Annotated in this window: 16 protein-coding genes; 9 read left to right on the plus strand and 7 right to left on the minus strand. The window is 60.2% G+C overall.

Annotated elements, in window-relative coordinates; genetic code table 11:
• The first annotated feature begins 124 nt into the window (after positions 1 to 124).
• Positions 125 to 868: an energy transducer TonB gene (locus OQ460_RS04185; RefSeq protein ID WP_410021924.1), complete on the plus strand. Its 744-nt coding sequence runs from the start codon at positions 125 to 127 to the stop codon at positions 866 to 868.
• Positions 861 to 1313, plus strand: a complete 453-nt coding sequence (gene rimI / locus OQ460_RS04190; protein WP_410020626.1) for a ribosomal protein S18-alanine N-acetyltransferase — start codon at positions 861 to 863, stop codon at positions 1311 to 1313. Before OQ460_RS04185 ends, rimI begins: the two co-directional genes overlap by 8 nt.
• A 151-nt stretch (positions 1314 to 1464) precedes the next feature.
• On the opposite strand, the gene OQ460_RS04195 is transcribed toward rimI, so the two are convergent.
• A complete protein-coding gene (locus OQ460_RS04195) occupies positions 1465 to 1869 on the minus strand; it encodes a serine kinase/phosphatase (RefSeq protein ID WP_410020627.1) in 405 nt (134 codons plus the stop codon).
• A 152-nt stretch (positions 1870 to 2021) separates the two neighbouring features.
• Between OQ460_RS04195 and can the strand changes: the two genes are divergently transcribed.
• Complete coding sequence (can, locus tag OQ460_RS04200) at positions 2022 to 2666, plus strand: carbonate dehydratase (RefSeq protein WP_410020628.1); 645 nt, start codon at positions 2022 to 2024, stop codon at positions 2664 to 2666.
• Positions 2667 to 2752: 86 nt separating this feature from the next.
• Here the strand turns inward: can and OQ460_RS04205 are convergent, their stop codons facing one another.
• On the minus strand, positions 2753 to 4171 hold the full coding sequence (locus tag OQ460_RS04205) for a short-chain fatty acid transporter (protein ID WP_410020629.1): 1419 nt from the start codon (positions 4169 to 4171) through the stop codon (positions 2753 to 2755).
• A 271-nt stretch (positions 4172 to 4442) separates the two neighbouring features.
• Between OQ460_RS04205 and OQ460_RS04210 the strand changes: the two genes are divergently transcribed.
• From OQ460_RS04210 to OQ460_RS04225, 4 genes are all read left to right on the plus strand, one after another.
• Positions 4443 to 5732 carry an MFS transporter gene (locus OQ460_RS04210; protein WP_410020630.1) on the plus strand — a complete coding sequence of 430 codons (1290 nt, stop codon included), beginning with the start codon at positions 4443 to 4445 and terminating at the stop codon, positions 5730 to 5732.
• A 173-nt stretch (positions 5733 to 5905) separates the two neighbouring features.
• Entirely contained in the window at positions 5906 to 7129 is a 1224-nt protein-coding gene (locus tag OQ460_RS04215; protein ID WP_410020631.1) for a TolC family protein, read from the plus strand.
• Between the two features lie 19 nt (positions 7130 to 7148).
• Complete coding sequence (locus OQ460_RS04220; protein ID WP_410020632.1) at positions 7149 to 8318, plus strand: efflux RND transporter periplasmic adaptor subunit; 1170 nt, start codon at positions 7149 to 7151, stop codon at positions 8316 to 8318.
• Positions 8319 to 8336: 18 nt separating this feature from the next.
• Complete coding sequence (locus OQ460_RS04225; RefSeq protein ID WP_410020633.1) at positions 8337 to 11483, plus strand: CusA/CzcA family heavy metal efflux RND transporter; 3147 nt, start codon at positions 8337 to 8339, stop codon at positions 11481 to 11483.
• Here OQ460_RS04225 and OQ460_RS04230 read toward each other — a convergent pair.
• The 3 genes from OQ460_RS04230 to OQ460_RS04240 form a co-directional block, all read right to left on the minus strand.
• Positions 11398 to 12843: a heavy metal sensor histidine kinase gene (locus OQ460_RS04230; protein ID WP_410020634.1), complete on the minus strand. Its 1446-nt coding sequence runs from the start codon at positions 12841 to 12843 to the stop codon at positions 11398 to 11400. The genes OQ460_RS04225 and OQ460_RS04230 overlap by 86 nt on opposite strands.
• On the minus strand, positions 12840 to 13514 hold the full coding sequence (locus OQ460_RS04235) for a heavy metal response regulator transcription factor (RefSeq protein WP_410020635.1): 675 nt from the start codon (positions 13512 to 13514) through the stop codon (positions 12840 to 12842). Before OQ460_RS04235 ends, OQ460_RS04230 begins: the two co-directional genes overlap by 4 nt.
• Before the next feature lie 291 nt (positions 13515 to 13805).
• On the minus strand, positions 13806 to 14000 hold the full coding sequence (locus OQ460_RS04240; protein WP_410020636.1) for a co-regulatory protein PtrA N-terminal domain-containing protein: 195 nt from the start codon (positions 13998 to 14000) through the stop codon (positions 13806 to 13808).
• 384 nt (positions 14001 to 14384) lie between these two features.
• Between OQ460_RS04240 and OQ460_RS04245 the strand changes: the two genes are divergently transcribed.
• A complete protein-coding gene (locus OQ460_RS04245) occupies positions 14385 to 14717 on the plus strand; it encodes a DUF2790 domain-containing protein (protein WP_410020637.1) in 333 nt (110 codons plus the stop codon).
• Positions 14718 to 14822: 105 nt separating this feature from the next.
• Positions 14823 to 16139, plus strand: coding sequence for a methyl-accepting chemotaxis protein (locus OQ460_RS04250; protein WP_410020638.1), 1317 nt, complete (start codon positions 14823 to 14825; stop codon positions 16137 to 16139).
• Positions 16140 to 16142: 3 nt separating this feature from the next.
• On the opposite strand, the gene OQ460_RS04255 is transcribed toward OQ460_RS04250, so the two are convergent.
• A complete protein-coding gene (locus OQ460_RS04255) occupies positions 16143 to 16658 on the minus strand; it encodes a GNAT family N-acetyltransferase (protein WP_410020639.1) in 516 nt (171 codons plus the stop codon).
• Positions 16659 to 16731: 73 nt separating this feature from the next.
• Positions 16732 to 17616, minus strand: coding sequence for a LysR family transcriptional regulator (locus OQ460_RS04260; RefSeq protein WP_410020640.1), 885 nt, complete (start codon positions 17614 to 17616; stop codon positions 16732 to 16734).
• Positions 17617 to 17635: the final 19 nt, after the last annotated feature.

Genomic DNA, 17635 nt, shown 5'->3' on the forward strand with positions numbered 1-17635 from the left:
TCAGGGCGCTGACTGTAACGGTGGGCGATCAACCCCGAAGGGCGGTAGAATCCCCGCTCTTTAGTTATCCACAAGTGGCCGCGCCTTGCTTATCGAGTCCCGACGTCGTGCTTATTTGACCGCCATGCAAGTGGTCAACTGGCTGCCGCGCACCGAGTTGCCCTTTGCTGCCCCCTCGCGGCCCGAGCTGCTGCAAACGCTTGAGCCCTATGAGGCGCTTGAGATTTCAGGGGAGGAGGCCGCTGTGCCGGTGGCAGTGGTCCAGCCAGCCCCGCCAATGCGACCTGCGGTAGAGCGCGCGAAGATTGAAGTGCCTCGCCCGTCGCCGCTGGCCAAGCCCACAGTCGCCGAAGAAGTGGCCCCGGTGGTCAAGGCCCCGGTCGTGCCGCCACCACGTTTTGCCCTGCAACTGCTGCGGGCCGGGCGTTGTTTGCTGTTGGTGGAGTTGCCCACCGGCGAGCGCTTCCAGACCCGCGATCCTGCCTATTTGCTGCTCAAGGACATGTTGCGGGCTGCCGGCCTGCCCGACAGTCCGCAAATCGTCGGCGAGCCGGTGCGCTGGCCGCTGCTGGTGCGCGGCACCATGGATCAGGGCCCGGAAGCTGCGCGCGACTTTGTGCAAGGCTTTGTCTCGGCCCGGCTGGAAGATGAACCCTGTGCCTGCCTGTGGCTGATTGGCCTGCCCGCCGTGCGTTTCGCCGGCGAAGCCAACGCCGAGTCCTGGTACCGCCAGCTACAGGTCGAAGGTCTCGGCTCTGCCTGGGCATTGCCGGGTCTCGAATTATTAATGGAAGAGCCACAGCGTAAGGCTGAAGTCTGGCAAGCCATGCGCCGGCTGATGGCGCTTTGGAAAAGTACCGATGAGTGACGCTGTATCCTTCCGTCCGATGACCGAGGCGGATCTCGACGCTGTGCTGAAGATCGAATACGCAGCGTTCAGTCACCCCTGGACCCGGGGGATTTTTCTCGACGGGCTGGGCAAGTACCAGATCTGGTTGATGTTTGAAGGTGAACAGCAGGTGGGACACGGCGTGGTGCAGATTATCCTGGATGAAGCCCATTTGCTGAACATCACCGTCAAGCCTGAAAACCAGGGCCGCGGCTTGGGCCTGAAGTTGCTGGAACACCTGATGTCCCGGGCCTATGCGGCGAGCGCACGGGAATGCTTTCTGGAAGTGCGTGACAGCAATGCCGGCGCGTTTCGCCTGTATGAGCGATATGGTTTTAACGAGATTGGTCGTCGACGGGATTACTACCCCGCCATCGGTGGTCGCGAAGATGCGGTCGTCATGGCCTGCACCCTGGTCGACTGAACGCCAGGCCTAGTGCTTACACGGCTCCTATGTGGGAGCCGGGCTTGCCCGCGATGCAGGCACCTCGGTGTTTCAGTGAGACCAAGGTGATGCTATCGCAGGCAAGCCCGCTCCCACAGTGACCCTGTTCCACAATGAGCTCTGCTGTGCTTCAGCGATTACCATCTACTGGATCGCGCTCCGCCATCTGCGCTTCATCCAGCCCATTGCCGCCGCCAATCTCATCTTCATCGACGATGCTCAGGTCCCAATCGGCCTGTTCGCCTTCACCTTCTTCCCTGGCATCCCGTGCACCATCTTCGTGGATCATCGTTTGCGGGCTCAGATCGTCATCGGTCGGCTCATGATCCTCGGTAGAGGCGCCGGTCAACCCGGCTTCACGCACCCGTTCATCGGGCATCAGGTGCTCGCGCTCCCCAGCCGGAATCTCGTCGCCAATCTCGGCGGTGGGCTCTCGCTCGTCAAAATCCAATTCGCGCATCGAACCCATGCGATCTTCATTGTCGTCAATCGGTTCGGGCTGTGTAGCGCCGTAGGGACGTCGTGATTCAGTCATGGCCAATCCTCATACTGTGGGGCTTATAGTGTGTGGACTGGTATGACGCCCCAAGATTCAAGCTAAATTCACTTTGGCTTTCTGCCGGCAAGGCGTGACCCGGACGAACGGACCTGTGTCATACGTGAGCATCATTCCTGAGGCTTTCCCCGATGAACGAATTACAAGACCTGCTTGATAACAATGAACGCTGGGCGGATGCGATCAAACAGGAAGATCCCGAATTCTTCGCCAAGCTCGCCCGCCAGCAGACCCCGGAGTACTTGTGGATCGGCTGTTCAGACGCCCGTGTGCCGGCCAACGAAATCGTCGGCATGCTGCCAGGCGATCTGTTTGTGCACCGCAATGTGGCCAACGTAGTGCTGCACACTGACCTTAATTGCCTGTCGGTGATCCAGTACGCGGTTGACGTGCTCAAGGTCAAACATATCCTGGTCACCGGTCACTACGGCTGCGGTGGCGTGCGCGCCTCGATGCAGGATCGCCAGTTTGGCCTGATCGACGGCTGGCTGCGTACCATCCGCGATCTTTACTACGAGAATCGCGAAGTCCTGGCGCAATTGCCCACTGAAGAAGAGCGCGTCGACCGTCTGTGTGAACTGAACGTCATCCAGCAAGTGGCCAACGTCGGCCACACCAGCATTGTGCAAAATGCCTGGCATCGCGGGCAGAGCCTGTCGATTCACGGCTGTATCTATGGGATCAAGGATGGCCGCTGGAAGAGCCTGAACACCACGATCAGTGGTTTCGAGCAGTTGCCGCCGCAATACCGCTTGCGTCCGCTGGGCGACAATTAAAGGCGCAGTTGCTCCAACTCTGGCTGACCTTCAAGCGTCTTCCTGCCCTGCACCCGTCGCAATGACGGGTGCGGTTATCAATGAGGTCAAGGCATTACCGGCGGCAAATACGTCAATGTGGTTCCCAGCGCCCACAGCAGGAGCAGCACCAGTGGCGTATGCACCAGCAGTTGCACGAACGAAAACCCGATCAAGTCTCGTGCCTTCAACCCCAGTACCCCCAGCAACGGCAGCATATAGAACGGGTTGATCAGGTTCGGCAATGCTTCGGCAGCGTTGTAGATCTGTACGGACCAGCCCAGATGGTATTGCAGGTCATTGGCCACCTGCATCACATAGGGCGCTTCGATGATCCACTTGCCGCCGCCCGACGGGATAAAGAAGCCCAGTACGGCCGAGTACACACCCATCAGCAGGGCGTACGTGTCATGGGTGGCGATGGAGGTGAAGAACGTCGAGATATGGTGAGCCAGGGTCTGGCCGTCGCCGCCTTTGACCACGGTCATCAGCGCCGCGATGGAACCGTACAACGGGAATTGGATCAACACGCCAGTGGTGGTAGGCACCGCACGGGTCACCGCATCGAGGAAGCTGCGCGGTCGCCAGTGCAGCAGGGCTCCGACCATCAGAAACAGAAAGTTATAGGTGTTGAGCCCCGAGATCGCGCTAATCGCAGGTTTAGTGGAAAACTCATGAAACAGCCAGCCAGCCGCCAGTAGCGCCAGCAAAATGGTCAGCAACGGGCTGTGCTCCAACCACTCTCCCGGGCGGGTCGGCGGCTGTAGCTTGGGCAGGTTGAATGCTGGGTCGACGCCGCAGGCCTTGGCGTCCCGCGCGGAGCTGGGGCCCGGCGCGGTGACATAGGCAATGATCAGCGATACCACGACCAGCGCCAGTAACAGTACGCCTGACTGCCAGAGAAAGATGGTGTCGGTGAAGGGAATCATTCCGGTGATCGCCAGAATCGACGGAGGCAAGCTGGCGGGGTTGGCCTGCAGTTGCGCGGCCGACGACGACAAGCCCAGCGCCCACACCGCACCAAGACCCAGGTAGGCCGCCGCTCCGGCGGCACGATAGTCCATGCGCAAATCCGTACGACGTGCCAGCGCCCGCACCAGCAAACCGCCAAACACCAGGGACAGGCCCCAGTTGAGCAATGACGCGACCATTGAGATCAACGCTACCCAGGCCACGGCAGAACGGCCGTTCTTCGGGATGCGTGCCAGGCGGTCAATCAACTTCACGGCCGGCGGCGAACTGGCGACCACATAGCCGCCAATCACGACGAAAGCCATTTGCATGGTGAACGGAATCAGGCTCCAGAAGCCATCACCGAAGGCTTTGGCCGCCTCGGTGGGCGCTGCGCCCATACCCAGGGCCGCCACCGCTACGATGATCACGGCGAGGGCCGCAAACACCCAGGAGTCAGGAAACCAGCGTTCGGCGAAGTTGGAGCAACGCAGGGCAAATCGGGCATAGCGGCTTTCGTCGATAGGATCGGCCACGTTTGTTACCTCTTGTATTTATTATGGAGTGGGGTGTCGGCAAGCCTGACGACGCTGACCATGGGGCCGGCAGTCGTGTCCCTCAGCCTTTGGATGACATCCACTGTCGATTTTTCGCAAGGTATCGAAGCATCTTCACCCAAGGTTGCCGCTTTGGGAATGTTGTAATTTTCATCGATCAATGAGTAAAACGAATATATCGACTGCGATTGCCATGACTGGGCGCAGCTCATAACCTGCACGCCATTTTGTTTGTCTGCCGAGCTTGTTCATGACTGCCACCGCTTATCCACAGGCGCAGCGATTCTCCCGCTCCGACTACAAAACCCTGGGCCTGGCTGCCTTGGGCGGCGCCTTGGAAATCTACGATTTCATTATTTTTGTGTTCTTTGCGCTGACACTCAGCCAGTTGTTCTTCCCGCCAGACATGCCCGAATGGCTACGCCTGCTGCAAAGTTTCGGAATTTTTGTCACCGGTTACCTGGCGCGCCCCCTGGGTGGGATCCTGATGGCGCACTTCGCCGATCATCTGGGGCGCAAGCGGGTGTTCAGCCTGAGCATCCTGATGATGGCACTGCCATGCCTGCTGATCGGCATCATGCCGACCTACGCGCAGATCGGCTATTTCGCACCGCTGATCCTGTTGTTGCTACGCGTCCTGCAGGGCGCGGCAGTCGGTGGTGAAGTGCCCAGTGCCTGGGTGTTTGTCGCCGAGCATGCGCCAGACAATCACCGGGGTTATGCCCTGGGGATCCTGCAGGCCGGGCTGACCTTCGGCTACCTGCTCGGTGCGCTGACAGCGACGCTGTTGGCACAAGTCTTCACCCCGGAGCAGATCCTCGATTACGCCTGGCGTTTTCCGTTCCTGCTGGGCGGTGTGTTTGGCGTGATTGGTGTGTGGTTGCGGCGCTGGCTCAACGAAACCCCAGTGTTCCTGGAAATGCAGGCGCGCCGCCAGGCCGCTGCCGAACTGCCCTTGCGCACGGTCTTGCGCGACCACCGCCGTGCGTTGTTACCGGCAATGATCCTCACCTGTGTCCTCACCTCGGCGGTGGTGGTGCTGGTGGTCATCACCCCGACCATGATGCAGAAAACCTTCGGCATGAGCCCCAGCCATACCTTCGCCTTGAGTGCGTTGGGCATAGTCTTCCTGAATATCGGCTGCGTGCTGGCGGGTTTGCTGGTGGACCGCATCGGCGCCTGGCGCGCAGTGTTGGTGTACAGCCTGTTGTTGCCGGTGGGGATCGCGCTCTTGTATGCCAGCCTGATCGGTGGCGGCGTATGGTTGGGCGCGGCCTATGCGGTGGCGGGCTTGAGCTGCGGCATAGTGGGGGCGGTGCCCTCGGTGATGGTCAGCCTGTTTCCGCCCCAGGTGCGGGTGTCAGGGATTTCCTTCACCTACAACATCGCCTATGCACTGTGGGCAAGCACCACGCCGTTGATGTTGATTGCGCTGATGCCCACCAGCCCATGGATCTGCGTGGGCTATTGCGTGGTAATGGGCGCGGTGGGCGTGCTGAGTGTGGCGTTGTTCGGCAGGCGTCACCTTTCGCCTGCCTGAGCTTCGTTTGCTGCTGCAACCCCCGACTCGCGCTGGGCAGGTTAGAGAAAAGCCCGTCCCAGAGCTGTTGCTGACAGATTTGTAATGTTCCGGACACCCCTCTGATAAGTCCCCAGGGCTACATTGCCCCGGCTTGGATTTATCCGTTAATTCATGGGTGTGGAACTCTTGTTATGCCAACGTGTGTAAGAACAATTCTGTGGTCGGTGATGGGGTTGTTGGCGACGGGGCAAGTGGTGCTGGCCCAGACCCTGACTCTCGAATCTGCGCTAAACAACGCCTTCGCCAACAGCCCGGAGCTGGCCGCAGCGAAATGGGAAATCGATATTGCCCAGGGCGGGCGGCAACAGGCCGGGTTGCTGCCCAATCCGCTGGTGTCCTGGGATGCCGAAGACACCCGTCGCGATTCGCGCACCACCACTGTCAAATTGACCCAGACCCTGGAGCTGGGTGGCAAGCGCGGCGCGCGGATTGATGTCGCGTCGCGAGGGCAGGAAGCGGCAGCCCAGGAACTTGAACAGCGCCGCAACCTGTTACGGGCCGAGGTCATTGATGGCTTTTATGCGGCGCTGCGGGCCCAGGAGCGGCTGGAGCTGGCGCAACGTTCGGTGGCATTGGCCGAGCGCGGGCGAATGGTGGCCGATGGTCGGGTGACGGCGGGTAAAGCGTCGCCGGTGGAGGCTACTCGCGCCCAGGTACAACTTTCGCAGATTCAACTGGAACTCAGTCGCGCCGAAATGGGCGTCACCGATGCCTATCGACGACTGGCCGCGATTACCGGCACCGCCAGCATCGACTTTCAGGCGGTCGAGTCGCGGACCCTCGCCACGCCAGCGCTGCCACCCACCACCCAATTGCTGGCGCGTCTCGAAGAGACTGCCGAACTGCGGCTGGCCGAGTTGCAGATCCAACAGCGTGAAGCGGGATTAGGCCTGGAAAAGGCCCAGCGCATTCCGGACCTCGATGTGTCCATCGGTAGCCAGTACGACGCCAGCGCCCGGGAGCGGGTAAATGTGCTCGGCGTATCAATGCCGATCCCGTTATTCAACCGCAATCAGGGCAATGTGCTCGCCGCCAGCCGTCGCGCCGATCAAGCGCGTGATGTGCGTAACGCTACTGAACTGCGCCTGCGCACTGAAACCCGCCAGGCGTTGGACCTGTGGGCAAGCGCCAACAACGAAGTGCGCTCTTTCAACGAGGTGATCCTGCCCGCCGCCCAAAGTGCCGTGGACAGCGCCACCCGAGGCTTCGAAATGGGCAAGTTCAACTTCCTCGAGGTGCTTGACGCCCAGCGCACCTTGATCGACGCGCGCACCCAATACCTGGCTGCGCTCGCCCAGGCCACCGACGCCTGGGTGCGGATCGAACGAATCTACGGCGACCTCGCCCGCATTTGATTTTTCAGGAGTTCCCCCCATGAACAAAAAACAAGGCGCGGCGTTGGCCGTTGCATTGGCTGTTGCACTCGGGTTGATGGTTTCTTGGCCGGCCACAGGCGTCGCGCCTCAAACCCCTGCATCCGACGTCGAGGCACCGGCCCACGCGGATGTGGAGGATGAAGGCACGCTGGTGCTCAGCGAACAGCAAATCCAGGCCGCCGGCATTCAACTGGCCCAGGCCGGACCGCGGCAGATCAGCACCTTGCTGTCGCTGCCGGCAGAAGTACGATTTGATGAGGACCGCACCTCGCATATCGTTCCCCGTGCCGCCGGGGTGGTGGAGTCGGTGAAGATCAATCTGGGGCAGAAGGTGAAAAAGGGCGACCTGCTGGCCGTGATCGCCAGCCAGCAGATTTCCGATCAGCGCAGCGAGCTGGCGGCCAGTGAGCGCCGGGTCGAATTGGCGCGTATTACCTTCCAGCGTGAGCGCCGGTTGTGGCAGGACAAGATCTCAGCGGAGCAAGATTACCTGCTGGCGCGCCAGACCCTGCAAGAAGCCGAGATAGCCCTGAATAACGCCCGGCAAAAAATGCAGGCTCTGAGTGGCAGCGCGGTATTGGCCGGCGGCAATCGCTATGAGCTACGGGCACCGCTTGACGGCGTGGTGGTGGAAAAACACTTGGCAGTCGGTGAGGTGGTGAGCGAAACCAGCAATGCCTTCACCCTCTCGGACTTGTCCCAGGTGTGGGTCACGTTTGGCGTGTTTCCCAAGGACCTGAACAAGGTCCGGGTCGGCAAGCCGGTGAAGGTCAGTTCTACGGAAATGGGCACCGAGGTGATGGGCACGGTGGCTTATGTCGGCAGCTTGCTGGGAGAGCAAACCCGAACGGCGACGGTGCGGGTCACCGTCCCCAACCCCGACGACTCCTGGCGCCCCGGTTTGTTCGTGGCGGTGCAGGTGGCGACCGATACCTATCAGGCCGCGATCACGGTACCCCAGGCCGCGATCCAGACTGTGGAGGACAAACCCTCGGTCTTTGTACGCACTGCTGAAGGCTTCTTGACCCGCCATGTCGAACTGGGGCTGAGCGAAGACGGTTTTGTCGAAGTGCGCCAAGGGCTTGATGCCGGAGTGCAGGTGGCGACGGTCGGTAGCTTCATCCTCAAGTCCGAGCTGGGCAAGGCCTCGGCCGAGCACGCCCATTGATTCTGCGAGTGATTCCCCATGTTTGAACGTCTTATTCAATTTGCCATCGAGCAGCGCATTATCGTGCTGCTGGCGGTGCTGTTGATGGCCGGTATCGGTATCGCCAGCTATCAGAAACTGCCCATCGACGCGGTGCCGGATATCACCAATGTCCAGGTGCAGATCAACTCGGCGGCGGCGGGATTTTCACCGTTGGAAACCGAGCAGCGCATCACCTTTCCCATCGAAACGGCGATGGCCGGGTTACCGGGATTGCAGCAGACCCGTTCACTGTCCCGTTCGGGATTGTCCCAGGTGACGGTGATTTTCAAGGACGGCACCGACCTGTTTTTCGCCAGGCAGCTGGTTAACGAGCGTTTGCAGCTGGCGCGCGAGCAATTGCCAGAGGGTATCGAAACGGCGATGGGGCCGATTTCCACCGGGCTGGGGGAAATATTCCTGTGGACCGTGGAGGCGCAGGACGGTGCGCGCAAGGACGATGGTTCAGCGTACACGCCTACAGATCTGCGGGTGATCCAGGACTGGATCATCAAGCCACAGTTGCGCAACGTGCCGGGTGTGGCCGAAATCAACACCATTGGCGGCTTTGCCAAGGAATACCAGATCGCCCCGGACCCCAAGCGCCTGGCGGCCTACAACCTGACCTTGAACGATCTGGTCACGGCGCTGGAGCGCAACAATGCCAATGTCGGCGCCGGCTATATCGAGCGCAGTGGCGAGCAATTGTTGATCCGCGCACCAGGCCAAGTGGCGTCCATCGATGACATCGCCAACATCGTGATCAACACCGTTGATGGCACCCCGATTCGTGTGCGCAACGTCGCCCAGGTCGATATCGGCCGTGAGTTGCGTACCGGCGCGGCCACGGAAAATGGCCGTGAGGTGGTGCTTGGCACGGTGTTCATGTTGATCGGCGAGAACAGCCGCACCGTGTCCCGGGCCGTGGCGAAAAAACTTGAAGAGATTAACCGCTCACTGCCTGAAGGCGTGGTCGCGATCACCGTCTACGACCGCACCAATCTGGTAGAAAAAGCCATCGCCACCGTGAAGAAAAACCTTTTCGAAGGTGCGCTGCTGGTGATCGTGATTCTGTTCCTGTTCCTGGGCAACATCCGCGCAGCATTGATCACCGCGATGGTGATTCCGCTCGCCATGCTGTTCACCTTTACCGGGATGTTCACCAACAAAGTCAGTGCCAACCTGATGAGCCTCGGCGCGCTGGACTTCGGGATTATTGTCGATGGCGCGGTCGTGATTGTGGAAAACGCCATTCGCCGCCTGGCCCACGCGCAACAGCGCCACGGCCGGCTGTTGACGCGCAGCGAGCGCCTGCACGAGGTGTTCGCCGCCGCCAAGGAGGCGCGGCGGGCGTTGATCTTCGGGCAACTGATCATCATGGTGGTGTACCTGCCGATCTTTGCCCTGACCGGGGTGGCCGGGAAGATGTTTCATCCCATGGCGTTTACCGTGGTTCTCGCCCTGCTGGGAGCGATGATCCTGTCGGTGACCTTCGTGCCGGCCGCCATTGCGCTGTTCGTCACCGGCAAGGTCAAGGAAGAAGAAAACTGGGTGATGCGCACCGCGCGTCGAGGTTATGCACCGGTGCTCGATTGGGTGATGGCGCACCGTTCATGGGCGTTCGGGCTGGCGATATTGAGCATCGTGGCTTGCGGTGTCGTGGCCAGCCGCATGGGCAGCGAGTTCATCCCCAGTCTCAGCGAGGGTGATTTTGCCCTGCAGGCTTTGCGCGTGCCGGGCACCAGCCTCACGCAATCGGTGCAGATGCAGCAGCAGTTGGAGAAGACCTTGATGGCTCAAGTGCCGGAAGTCGAGCGAGTTTTTGCCCGTACCGGCACGGCGGAAATTGCCTCCGATCCCATGCCGCCAAATATTTCCGACAGCTATGTGATGCTCAAGCCCAAGGCGCAGTGGCCTGACCCGAACAAATCCCGCGAAGCCCTTGTCGACGATATCCAGCGCGCCAGTGCCATTGTGCCGGGTAGCCAGTACGAGTTGTCGCAGCCGATTCAGTTGCGCTTCAACGAGCTGATCTCCGGAGTGCGCAGTGATGTGGCGGTGAAGGTGTTCGGCGATGACATGGCGGTACTGAACAAGACCGCTGGGGAAATTGCTGAAGCCTTGCAAACCCTTGATGGGGCGTCAGAAGTGAAGGTGGAACAGACCTCCGGCCTGCCGGTGCTGACGATCAATATCGACCGTGACAAGGCGGCCCGGTTTGGCCTGAATATCGGTGATGTACAAGACACCATCGCCGTCGCCGTGGGCGGGCGCCAGGCCGGGACCCTGTACGAGGGCGACCGTCGTTTTGACATGGTCGTGCGCTTGTCTGAAGCGTTGCGCACTGACATTGAAGGCTTGTCGCGCTTGTTGATCCCGATTCCGGCGCTGGTCGGCAGCGCGAGTAACCAGCTTGGTTTTATCGCCTTGTCGCAGGTGGCCAGCCTGGACCTGATCCTCGGCCCGAACCAGATCAGCCGCGAAAACGGTAAGCGCCTGGTGATCGTCAGTGCCAATGTGCGCGGGCGCGATATTGGCTCCTTTGTTGCCGAGGCCGAAACCGCGATCGCCAAACAGGTGAAAATCCCTGCCGGTTACTGGACGAGCTGGGGTGGCCAGTTCGAGCAACTCAAGGAGGCGTCCGAGCGCTTGCAGATCGTGGTCCCGGTGGCGCTGCTGCTGGTGTTCGGGCTGTTGTTCATGATGTTCAACAACCTCAAGGACGGATTGTTGGTGTTTACCGGGATTCCGTTCGCCCTGACTGGCGGGATCATGGCGCTGTGGCTGCGGGACATTCCGTTGTCGATTTCGGCAGGGGTGGGCTTTATTGCGCTGTCGGGCGTCGCGGTGCTCAACGGCCTGGTGATGATTGCGTTTATCCGCAACCTGCGAGAGGAAGGGCGTTCGTTGTCGGCGGCCATCAACGAAGGTGCGCTGACCCGATTGCGCCCGGTGTTGATGACCGCGCTGGTGGCTTCTCTGGGGTTTATTCCCATGGCCCTGGCCACCGGCACGGGTGCCGAAGTGCAGCGTCCGTTGGCAACGGTGGTGATTGGCGGGATTATTTCGTCGACGCTGCTGACCTTGCTGGTGTTGCCGGCACTGTATCAGTGGGCGCATCGACGCGAAGAGCAAACACCAACCTGAACAAAGTGATGCCACCCGGCAGGCTGCTGGCTTCGGCCTGCCCTTCATGCACGTTCATGATCGAGCGCACGATAGCCAGCCCCAACCCGGTACCGCCCTCGGTGCGGGCGCGGCTGCTGTCGACGCGGTAGAAACGCTCGAACAGATGCGGCAAGTGCCGTGCTTCAATTCCGGCGCCGGGGTTGCTCACCGACAGCGACACACCACCGGCGTGATTCTCTACCAGCAAGGACACGCAAGAATCGCGCGGGCTATGGCGGATTGCATTGGACAACAGGTTGGAAATCGCCCGCTGGATCATCAACCGGTCACCCCGCACCCATCCGTCCCCGGACAGGCTCAGGTTCAACTGTTTATCTTCGGCACTCAGGGCAAACAGCTCCATGACTCGCCGGGCCTCATCGGCCAGGGACACCGTTTGAAACGAAACCCGCACCGCCGGATGGCTGACCTGGGCGAGAAACAGCATGTCGGAAACAATCCGTGCCAATCGGTCCAGCTCTTCTGTGCTGGACTCCAGGACCGACTTGTATTCCTCCGGTGCTCGGGCGCGAGATAACGTGACCTGGGCCTTGCCCATCAAATTGGTGATCGGCGCGCGCAGTTCGTGAGCCAGGTCATCGGAGAATTGCGACAGTTGCTGCACACCGGCATCCAGCCGGTGCAGCATGAAATTGATGCCCTGGGCCAGTTCACTGAGTTCCTTGGGCAGATTGTCCACCGCCAGGCGGTGGGTCAGGTCCTGTGTGGTGACTCTGGCGGCGACGTGGCTGAACTGCTGCAACGGTGCCAGCCCCCGTTGCACCAGCCACCAGGCGCCGATGCCAATCAGCATCAACAGCAGCGGCAGGGCGATTACCGTGGAGCGCAGGTAGGCACTGAGCAGCGCTTGATCATCCGAGCGATCCAGGGACAGCAACACGCGCACGTTCTCGCCCGTGCGCAGGCGCATCAGGCTTGATGCACTGAGAATCTGATTGCCGCTCGCGTCTGTCCAGTTCACAAACCCCAGGGTTTGTCCGGCGGCGGCGTCGAGCAGCAAGGGTTTCTGGCTTTTTGCGCCGACACTCAGCAATACGCTGTTTGCGGGCGATGGACCGGTGATGGTCAGGTAGAAGTTGTCATGCCCCATCACCAGGTCCAGCAAGGAATGAGGGCTGGCGCGGATATCTTGGGGATCGAGGCCTTGGGCCAGGCTGTGCTGGATTTGCTCCATTTTGTTCTCCAGCCCCTTGCGCGCGAGGTTTTCCAACTCATGGGTGAGGGCCAGGTACGCCAGGGTCGCCAGCAGCAACACCAGGCCCGCGCCCATCAGGCTGACGGTCAACCCCAGGCGCATGGACAGGCTGCCGGATCTCATTGACGCGCTTCCAGCACGTAGCCCACGCCACGAATGGTGTGGATCAGCTTGACCTCACTCTGGTCATCCACCTTGGCCCGCAACCGGCTGATAGACACTTCCACCACATTGGTGTCGCAGTCGAAGTTCATGTCCCAGACCAGCGAGATGATTTGCGTGCGAGTCAATACCTCGCCACTTTGGCGCATCAATACCTGCAACAGCGCGAATTCCTTGGTGGTCAGGTCAATACGCCGGGTACCCCGGTACGCCCGATGGCGACGCGGGTCCAGTTCCAGGTCCGACACGCGGAATATCTCCGGCAGGGCGATCGGCTCACTGCGCCGCAGCAGCGTGCGCACCCGGGCCAGCAGTTCAGGAAACTCGAAGGGTTTGACCAGGTAGTCATCGGCGCCCATGTCCAGGCCCTTGATCTTGTCGGTCAGCCGACCACGGGCGCTGAGCATCATCACGCGCAGGGTGTTGTCCTGGCGCAGTTGCTCGAGCACCTGCCAGCCGTCCTTGACTGGCAGGTTGACGTCAAGGATCACCAGTTCGTAGCGGTGTTGTGCGGCCAGGTGAAGACCGTCGATGCCCGTGGCAGCGCAATCGACGACATAACCACTCTCGCTCAAGCCTTGATGCAAGTAGTCGGCGGTTTTCAGCTCGTCCTCAATGACAAGGATGCGCATGCAGGTTTACCTCTTGGCGATGATCGAATAGGTGATTGGATCTACGCAGAAAAGGGCTGTAGTCCGGGGTGTAGGAAAATTCTGAGCCTTGAAGTAGCTTCAGGGTCAAGGCGCGGCCTGTGTTATGGCGCCATTTGGGGCCAGGTGCGACGTTTAGTCGCTTGGCCCGAGGATTCGATTCCGGCGATCAGGCAAAAAAAAGCGCCCGGAGGGGGCGCTAAAAACTCATCTCTTTCCAAAGGAGCCTCATAGAAAAAGCTTCAGAGATGAATGTTGCTCGGTGTACGCCGATCAGACGGCCTTGGAGACGGGAGTGTCCGATACGGCGGTAGCGGGTCGGGAGACGTTCCCGATACCGTGGATTTGCAGCTGTTGCTGACGAAATTGGCTCAGGTTCTGGCGGGAACGGTCGCTACCGTCCTCCGCCAGGGCCCCGGTCGAAGCCGCGGCCAGCAAGGTGATCAATAACACGTGAAGCGGTTTCATGAACTTTCTCCGGATAAAGCCTGCGCCATTAGTTGGAAAAACTGTTTGGCCGGCCGATGCAGCCAGTATATGAAGCGCAACTTAACAAGAAGGTGAGGGCAATATTACAGTTCTGACAGGCTGGTATCTGTGAAGAAGTGCTAGTTAACCGCAAGTGAATGTAAGCATTTGCATTGCAGCCCGTGCGCGGGTCGGGTTTGAGCTCAGGCATCTCCAGCACATCCAGGCCAGAGCCATCGGCGCCTTGGGAACGTGCGGCTCGCCGTTTGCCGGTTAAATGGAAACTGACGAATACGTAATCTTTTGGTGAACCTTCTGACAGGTTGTATTAGTTACTCTTGAATCTGAGTTTTCAGTTTTTCAGATCAGACGAGGATACATTTTATGAACCGTTTAACAGGAATGTTGGGTATCGCTATTTTATCGTTGTCCCTTGGCGCAAGGGCCGAAGGTGGCGGTGATCGCACCTTTACCCAACTGATGGAGCAGAACCAGAAAGCCATGGCCTTGTACGCCGCCAACCGAGGCAAGCCGGCACCAGAGGTGCAGGTTTATCGATATGACATGAAGCTGGATATTGCCCGGGTGGTCAGCGTCACGCCGCCGATTCGTGCCTGCAAGGTGGTGCCGTCGCGCATGACCTATGAAGACTCTGCTGGCAACATCAAGACTCTCGAATATCAGGTCATGGGGCAGTGCCGAAACAACGGCAGTTGAGCGTGTTGAAAATATAGTTGAGGCAGGCGATCACGCGCTCTTCAGAAAAAACCGCCAGCGCTGATGGTTAGGACATCAGTGTCTCACTTGCCACCCGGTGCCCTCATGTTCAATACCCGCCTGAAGCAGGAGCTGTCGGCTCTTCGCGAAGAACTGTCCAGCCTCCACCAGATCAAGCACAGCCTTGATAGTGAGATGCTTGCCCTGAACCTTGATCCTGAGGGCCGTGTCGTATCGGTCAACCAGAACTTCCTCGAAGAGATGGTCTATAAGTCCAGCGACTTGCTCGGCCGTGTCATCCATGAGTTTGTACCGGCCCACTTGAAGCATGATGAATTTCAACAGCGCTTTAACCAGGCATTGAGCCGTGGCGAGCACTTCGCGGGCACCGTGCGCCTGCTGCGGGGCAATGGCAAGGAGGCCTGGCTGCGCTCGATCGTGCAGCCGGTGCGTGGCGTGGACGGGCAGATCAAGTGTTTTTCGGTGTACTCCAGCGATCTGACCCGCACCATCGAGACCTCCCGGGACCACGAAAACCTGATCAGCGCCCTGGTGCGTTCCATGGCGGTGATCGAGTTCGACCTCAACGGCAACGTGCTGACCGCCAATGATCGCTTTCTCAATGGCATGGGCTACAGCCTGGCGCAGATCCAGGGCAAGCATCACCGTTTGTTTTGTGAGCCGCAGAATTACAACAGCCCCGAATACCTGGCGTTCTGGAAGCGTTTGAACGCCGGTGAGTTTGTTGCCGGGCGTTTCAAGCGTATCGACGCCCACGGCCGCGAGGTTTGGTTGGAGGCCTCCTATAACCCTGTGCTGGATGCCAGCCATCGCCTGTATAAAGTGGTCAAATTCGCCACGGTGATCACCGATCAGATCAATCAGGAGCTGGCCGTGGCCGAGGCTGCGAACATTGCCTACAGCACGTCGCTCCAAACCGACAGCAGCGCCCAGCGTGGTACCGCGGTCGTCACCCAAGCGGTGGATGTGATGCGTGACCTGGCCAGGCACATGCAACAGGCCGGCGAAGGTATCGAAGCGCTCAACGCTCAATCCCAGGTGATCGGCAGTATCGTCAAAACCATCAGCGGGATTGCCGAGCAGACCAACCTGCTGGCGCTCAACGCGGCCATCGAAGCGGCTCGCGCGGGTGAACAGGGGCGCGGTTTCGCCGTCGTAGCCGATGAAGTGCGGCAACTGGCGTCCCGAACCAGCAAGGCCACCGAGGAGATTATCGGCGTGGTACGTCAGAACCAGGACATGGCCCGCGACGCCGTGGCGTTGATGACCGACGGTCGAGCCCAGGCCGAGCAAGGATTGTCCCTGGCGGCTGAGGCGGGCACGGTCATCGTCGAGATTCAGGACGGTGCGCAGAAGGTGGTCAGCGCCGTCGGACAGTTTGCCAACCAGTTGTCCACGTAAGCCTCACGGTGCGTGGATTTCGAAGTGCAGCAGGTCGAACCATTGGTTGTGAAAAAGGAAGCTGTTGCGTGAATGACCGTACTGGGTAAAGCCGCTGCGCTGCAGCACCCGCAACGAGCCCTGGTTTTGTGGGCGCACCGTGGCTTCGACCCGTTTCAGGGCGTGCTCGCCAAAGGCTTTCTCCAGGCCCAGCGCTACGGCTTGGCGGGCCAGGCCGCGACCGGTGTACTCGGCGCCCATGCGATAGCCCAGGGATGCCGAGTGATAGTACCGGCGGCGCACCGGGCTGAAGTTGATCCGCCCCACCAGAACACCGTTTTCGCGTACCAGGTATTGGTAGCCCCGGTCCTCATTGGCGTCCTGCAAAGCGCTCTCGATGGCTCGGGTTACACCGTCGATGCTGTAGTAAGTGTCCGGTCGGGCATTGATCCAACTCTCGAAAAACGCGCGGTTGGCCAGTTCGAACGTCAGCAACTCATTTACGTCCTCCCACTGCGGGGGCGTCAGTGTCAGGTTCATCCTTGGATAGCCTCGCTGTTGGTTTAGCGCAGGGTGCTTATTCTCACACTCGACGGATGGATTCAAGGGTGCGCTACCACTGCGCGTGGCCAAGTGCTTGGGCAAACGCCATCAATTTTGGCGAATATTGCCGCGACGGCGGGTACACCAGGGAAATTGCCCGGCTGCGACCGGCGAAGTCTTCCAGCAGCGCAACCAGGCGGCCGGCAGCCAAGTCCTCGCGCACGGCAAACTCCATCACCTGGGCGATGCCGAAGCCACCGACTGCGCCGTCCACCAGTGCATCACCAATATCAAAGATCAACCGACCCTCGACACTGACGTCGCGCACCTTGCCGTCGAGCATGAACTGCCAGTCGACCAGCTTTGCGCTACGCAGGTTGCGCACTGTGAGGCAGCTGTGATCCTTCAGGTCTTCGACGGTCTGTGGCGTACCAAAGCGCGCCAGGTAGGCCGGTGACGCCACCGTGATCCAGCGCAATGGTTTCAACGTTCTGGCGATCACGCGTTGGTCCTGGATTTCGCCCGTGCGCAGCAGGGCATCGAAGCCCTCGTCGACGATATCCACCAGGCGGTCGGTCATCACAGCTTCGATGCACAGATCGGGGTAACGCAGGGTCAACTCACCAATCACCGGCATCACCACCTTGCGCCCGAACAACGACGGTGTGCTGATTTTCAACAGGCCGGACGGCGTGCAGCGGCGGTCGAGCATCAGCTTTTCGGTTTCGGCCAGTTCGGCCAGCAGCGGTGCGGCGCGTTCATACAACATCTGTCCGTCGGGCGTCAGGCTGACGCTACGGGTGTTGCGTTGCAGCAGGCGCACGCCCAACTGGCTTTCCAGGCGTGAAATGGCGCGGGACAGTCCCGATTGCGTCAAGCCAAGATCACCGGCCGCACGGGTGAAGCTGCGGGCTTGGGCGACACGAACCAAGAGTCGAACGGCGTTCAGATCCATGATTAAAGTCATTATTGAA

The sequence above is a fragment of the Pseudomonas imrae genome, assembly GCF_046352735.2.
Taxonomy (GTDB): domain Bacteria; phylum Pseudomonadota; class Gammaproteobacteria; order Pseudomonadales; family Pseudomonadaceae; genus Aquipseudomonas; species Aquipseudomonas imrae.

Bases quoted from the DNA above. Each gene is read 5' to 3' on its own strand.
- OQ460_RS04185 (WP_410021924.1), top strand. From the start codon at position 125: ATGCAAGTGGTCAACTGGCTGCCGCGCACCGAGTTGCCCTTTGCTGCC.
- rimI (WP_410020626.1), top strand. From the start codon at position 861: ATGAGTGACGCTGTATCCTTCCGTCCGATGACCGAGGCGGATCTCGAC.
- OQ460_RS04195 (WP_410020627.1), bottom strand. From the start codon at position 1,869: ATGACTGAATCACGACGTCCCTACGGCGCTACACAGCCCGAACCGATT.
- can (WP_410020628.1), top strand. From the start codon at position 2,022: ATGAACGAATTACAAGACCTGCTTGATAACAATGAACGCTGGGCGGAT.
- OQ460_RS04210 (WP_410020630.1), top strand. From the start codon at position 4,443: ATGACTGCCACCGCTTATCCACAGGCGCAGCGATTCTCCCGCTCCGAC.
- OQ460_RS04215 (WP_410020631.1), top strand. From the start codon at position 5,906: ATGCCAACGTGTGTAAGAACAATTCTGTGGTCGGTGATGGGGTTGTTG.
- OQ460_RS04220 (WP_410020632.1), top strand. From the start codon at position 7,149: ATGAACAAAAAACAAGGCGCGGCGTTGGCCGTTGCATTGGCTGTTGCA.
- OQ460_RS04225 (WP_410020633.1), top strand. From the start codon at position 8,337: ATGTTTGAACGTCTTATTCAATTTGCCATCGAGCAGCGCATTATCGTG.
- OQ460_RS04230 (WP_410020634.1), bottom strand. From the start codon at position 12,843: ATGAGATCCGGCAGCCTGTCCATGCGCCTGGGGTTGACCGTCAGCCTG.
- OQ460_RS04235 (WP_410020635.1), bottom strand. From the start codon at position 13,514: ATGCGCATCCTTGTCATTGAGGACGAGCTGAAAACCGCCGACTACTTG.
- OQ460_RS04240 (WP_410020636.1), bottom strand. From the start codon at position 14,000: ATGAAACCGCTTCACGTGTTATTGATCACCTTGCTGGCCGCGGCTTCG.
- OQ460_RS04245 (WP_410020637.1), top strand. From the start codon at position 14,385: ATGAACCGTTTAACAGGAATGTTGGGTATCGCTATTTTATCGTTGTCC.
- OQ460_RS04250 (WP_410020638.1), top strand. From the start codon at position 14,823: ATGTTCAATACCCGCCTGAAGCAGGAGCTGTCGGCTCTTCGCGAAGAA.
- OQ460_RS04255 (WP_410020639.1), bottom strand. From the start codon at position 16,658: ATGAACCTGACACTGACGCCCCCGCAGTGGGAGGACGTAAATGAGTTG.
- OQ460_RS04260 (WP_410020640.1), bottom strand. From the start codon at position 17,616: ATGGATCTGAACGCCGTTCGACTCTTGGTTCGTGTCGCCCAAGCCCGC.